The organism is Methylophaga sp. UBA5088 (assembly GCF_002414625.1).
Lineage (GTDB): Bacteria > Pseudomonadota > Gammaproteobacteria > Nitrosococcales > Methylophagaceae > Methylophaga > Methylophaga marina.
In genome coordinates this window covers 4,457-7,858 of the sequence record NZ_DIAC01000090.1, presented here as the reverse complement: position 1 = coordinate 7,858, position 3,402 = coordinate 4,457, and the positions used below count along the sequence as shown (strand labels likewise).

Below are 3,402 nucleotides of genomic sequence, written 5' to 3'. Positions count from 1 at the left end.
GGGCAAGTGACCTCTGTCACACCGCATCCGGATGCCGATAAGTTACGTCTCACAAAAGTTAATGTGGGTGGTGAAGCGTTACTGGATATTGTTTGTGGTGCAAGTAATGTTCGCGAAGGATTGAAAATACCTGTTGCGGTCATCGGTGCTGTTTTACCTGGTAACTTTAAAATTAAACAAGCCAAACTGCGTGGTGTGCCATCGTTTGGTATGTTGTGTTCATCAAAAGAATTAGGCTTGGCGGAATCTGCTGATGGTTTGATGGAGCTTGCTGATGATGCACCTGTTGGTGAAGATTTTCGTGTTTATTTGGATTTAGATGATAAGGCAATCGATATTGATCTCACACCCAATCGTAGTGATTGCTTAAGTGTCGCGGGTGTAGCACGTGAAGTCGGTGTACTGACTTCAGAAGATATCAACGCTGTCGCATCTGAGCCTGTCAGCGCAACCTCTTCCAAAATTTTGGATGTTAAAGTTGAAGCTACTACTGCCTGCCCACGATATCTGGGACGCATCATCGAAAATATTAATCCAGCAGCAGAAACACCTGTGTGGATGCAAGAGAAGCTCCGCCGCAGTGGGTTAAGAAGTTTGGGACCTGTGGTTGATGTGACCAACTATGTCATGCTCGAATTAGGGCAGCCTATGCATGCCTTTGATTTGGGTAAGATTGAACAATCAATTAATGTGCGTTTATCTAAACAGAGTGAAAAGCTGACCCTGTTAGACGGCCAAACAATCGATACGCAAGCAGATACCTTATTGATTTGTGATGCTGAAAAGCCAATAGCCTTAGCTGGTGTTATGGGTGGGCAAGACTCTTCAGTGAGTTCACTCACCACCTCTCTGTTCCTAGAGTCAGCTTTCTTTGCACCAGAAGCTATTGCTGGTAAAGCGCGAAGCTATGGTTTGCATACAGATTCATCACATCGCTTTGAACGAGGGGTGGATCCAGAATTAGCTAGCAAGGCTATGAATCGTGCAACATCTTTATTGCTTGAAATTGTGGGTGGTGAAGCTGGCCCTGTTGTTGAAGCATCTAGCGAGAAAGATTTACCGAAAACAGCAACGATTCATCTTCGTTCTGACAGAATCAAACGAGTGCTTGGCCTTGAACTGGACGGTAAAACAGTGGCTGAACAATTAACAAGATTAGGTTTGGCTGTTGATGTCGTTGACGATGGCTGGCAGGTATCAGTCCCTTCTTTTCGTTTTGATCTCTCAATCGAAGTGGATTTAATCGAAGAGTTAGGCCGCTTGTATGGCTACGATAATTTGCCTAATACTCGTCCGCAGGGAACCGTTTTAACAACTAATATTACGGAGACATTGACACCGGTTGAGCGGTTGCAAAACCTCATGGTTGACCGTGGTTATCATGAAGCTGTGACCTATAGTTTCGTTGAGCCTAAAATCCAGCAGTTACTCGCACAAGACGACTCAGCACCGATAAAATTGGCCAACCCCATTTCGTCTGATCTTTCTGTGATGAGAACATCACTCTGGCCCGGCCTGGTACAGGCAATGGTTTATAATGCTAATCGACAGCATGATCGGATTCGTCTATTTGAGGTAGGACGTGTCTTCAAAGGTACTTTGAATGATATTGCACAACCGCGTCAAATTGGTGGTTTAATATACGGCAGTAATTATGCCGAACAGTGGTCGCAGAAACCACGTGAAGTGGACTTTTTCGACATCAAAGCTGATGTGGAAGCATTGCTTGCTCTGGGTGGTGGTCAAGTAAGATTCGAGAAAGAATCTCATCCAGCATTACATCCAGGCCAATCTGCACGTGTCTATAAGAACGATGAAGCTATTGGTTGGCTAGGCGCTATCCATCCAAAACTAAACAAATCACTGGATATTGATGGGAAGGTCTACGTTTTCGAGTTAAGCCTGAATGATGTCGTTGATTCTGTCGTTCCCGAGTTTGAGACACTGTCAAAATTCCCAGCATTGCGTCGTGATTTGGCTCTTTTGGTGGATGATGCTGTCAATGCTGGTCAAATTGAAGATTGCTTGAGTGAGATCGATTCTGATATTCTTAAGTCATTTCAATTATTTGACGTGTATAGTGGAGAAGGAGTCGAGCTTGGCAAGAAAAGCTTGGCAGTGGCCTTTACACTCCAGCACAAAGAGCGAACATTAACAGACGATGAAGTCGACTCATTGCTTAAAACTGTGACAGAAACCCTGTCGCAAAAGCTTAATGCAACGATAAGATCTTAACATCGCTTAATAAACAATAAGAATTAATTTGAGGTAGACATGGCACTGACTAAGGCCGATATGACAGAACAGTTGTACGATGAATTAGGTTTCAACAAACGTGAAGCAAAAGAATTAGTTGAAATGTTTTTTGAAGAAATTCGTACGGCATTAGAAAAAGGTGAACAAGTAAAGTTATCTGGGTTCGGTAATTTTGAATTAAGAGATAAAAGTGAAAGACCAGGTCGTAACCCAAAAACTGGTGAAGAAATCCCAATAACAGCCCGTCGCGTGGTCACGTTCAGACCCGGACAAAAACTGAAGGCAAGGGTGGACAATTATGCTGGAAGCAAGTAACAACAACGAACTCCCTGTAATACCGGCGAAACGCTATTTTACGATTGGTGAGGTCAGTGAGTTGTGTGGTGTAAAACCTCACGTTCTTCGGTACTGGGAACAAGAATTTTCACAACTTAAACCGGTTAAACGTCGAGGTAATCGTCGTTATTACCAGCGTCATGATGTTGTGTTGATTCGTGAGATTCGTGGCTTGTTATATGAGCAAGGCTTCACCATCGGTGGTGCCAGACAGCAATTGGGAACCGATGCAAAAGCGAGTGCATCTGCTGATAATCAAACTGATCAAAAACAGCTCGTAAAAGAGTTGCTGAAAGAACTTGAAGATTTAAGAACGTTTTTAAACTAATTTCTCATTCATTCTTTTCAAATAAAAAAGCCCGTACAAAGTTCTTGTACGGGCTTTTTTATTTAACTGAATGATTTTTGGCTAGTCTGTATTGTGGGTATTTAACTTGTTAATAGCATGACAAGAATAATGTATGGTTAATTTCATATCTAGCTATCTAATGTAGTCCTCATGGTGTGCAATTATTCTGACTAAAAAACTGTTGTTGCACAGGTTTTTCGAGAGGAATACCAGCTAAATAGGCCTGTTGAATTTGTTGCCAGTAATAACGATACGAAGCTTTGTCATACAGTTTTCCGTTCAGCTGAATAGGTGCCCAGTTGTGTTGTTGCGCTGATAGTAAAACCTCACTGGCTAGTTGGAGCTGCTGTGGGTTAGGACTCATAGCCCCTATAATAGGTTTGATCTGAGCAGGGTGAACACTCCACATCCTCATAAAGCCGAACTGATGGCGGGCTCGATAGGCATCATTGTAGGTTTGT

3 protein-coding genes and 1 pseudogene are annotated in these 3,402 nt (G+C 42.9%); 3 read left to right on the top strand and 1 reads right to left on the bottom strand.

From position 1 onward, the window contains the following. From pheT to B4K20_RS11305, 3 genes are all read left to right on the top strand, one after another. Nucleotides 1–2,235, top strand: a 2,235-nt coding sequence (pheT, locus tag B4K20_RS11315; RefSeq protein ID WP_289282963.1) for a phenylalanine--tRNA ligase subunit beta, incomplete at its 5' end; no start/stop codon positions are given. Nucleotides 2,236–2,274: 39 nt separating this feature from the next. Continuing rightward, nucleotides 2,275–2,571, top strand: coding sequence for an integration host factor subunit alpha (gene ihfA, locus B4K20_RS11310; RefSeq protein ID WP_091711658.1), 297 nt, complete (start codon nucleotides 2,275–2,277; stop codon nucleotides 2,569–2,571). Next, entirely contained in the window at nucleotides 2,555–2,920 is a 366-nt protein-coding gene (locus B4K20_RS11305) for a MerR family transcriptional regulator (RefSeq protein WP_286305088.1), read from the top strand. The genes ihfA and B4K20_RS11305 overlap by 17 nt, the downstream gene beginning before the upstream one ends. A 169-nt stretch (nucleotides 2,921–3,089) precedes the next feature. Here B4K20_RS11305 and B4K20_RS11300 read toward each other — a convergent pair. Beyond that, a pseudogene (locus tag B4K20_RS11300) lies at nucleotides 3,090–3,402 on the bottom strand (CoA ester lyase); the annotation flags it as partial.

Excerpts from the sequence above, each read along its gene's own strand:
- ihfA (WP_091711658.1), top strand. The coding sequence starts at position 2,275 with ATGGCACTGACTAAGGCCGATATGACAGAACAGTTGTACGATGAATTA.
- B4K20_RS11305 (WP_286305088.1), top strand. The coding sequence starts at position 2,555 with ATGCTGGAAGCAAGTAACAACAACGAACTCCCTGTAATACCGGCGAAA.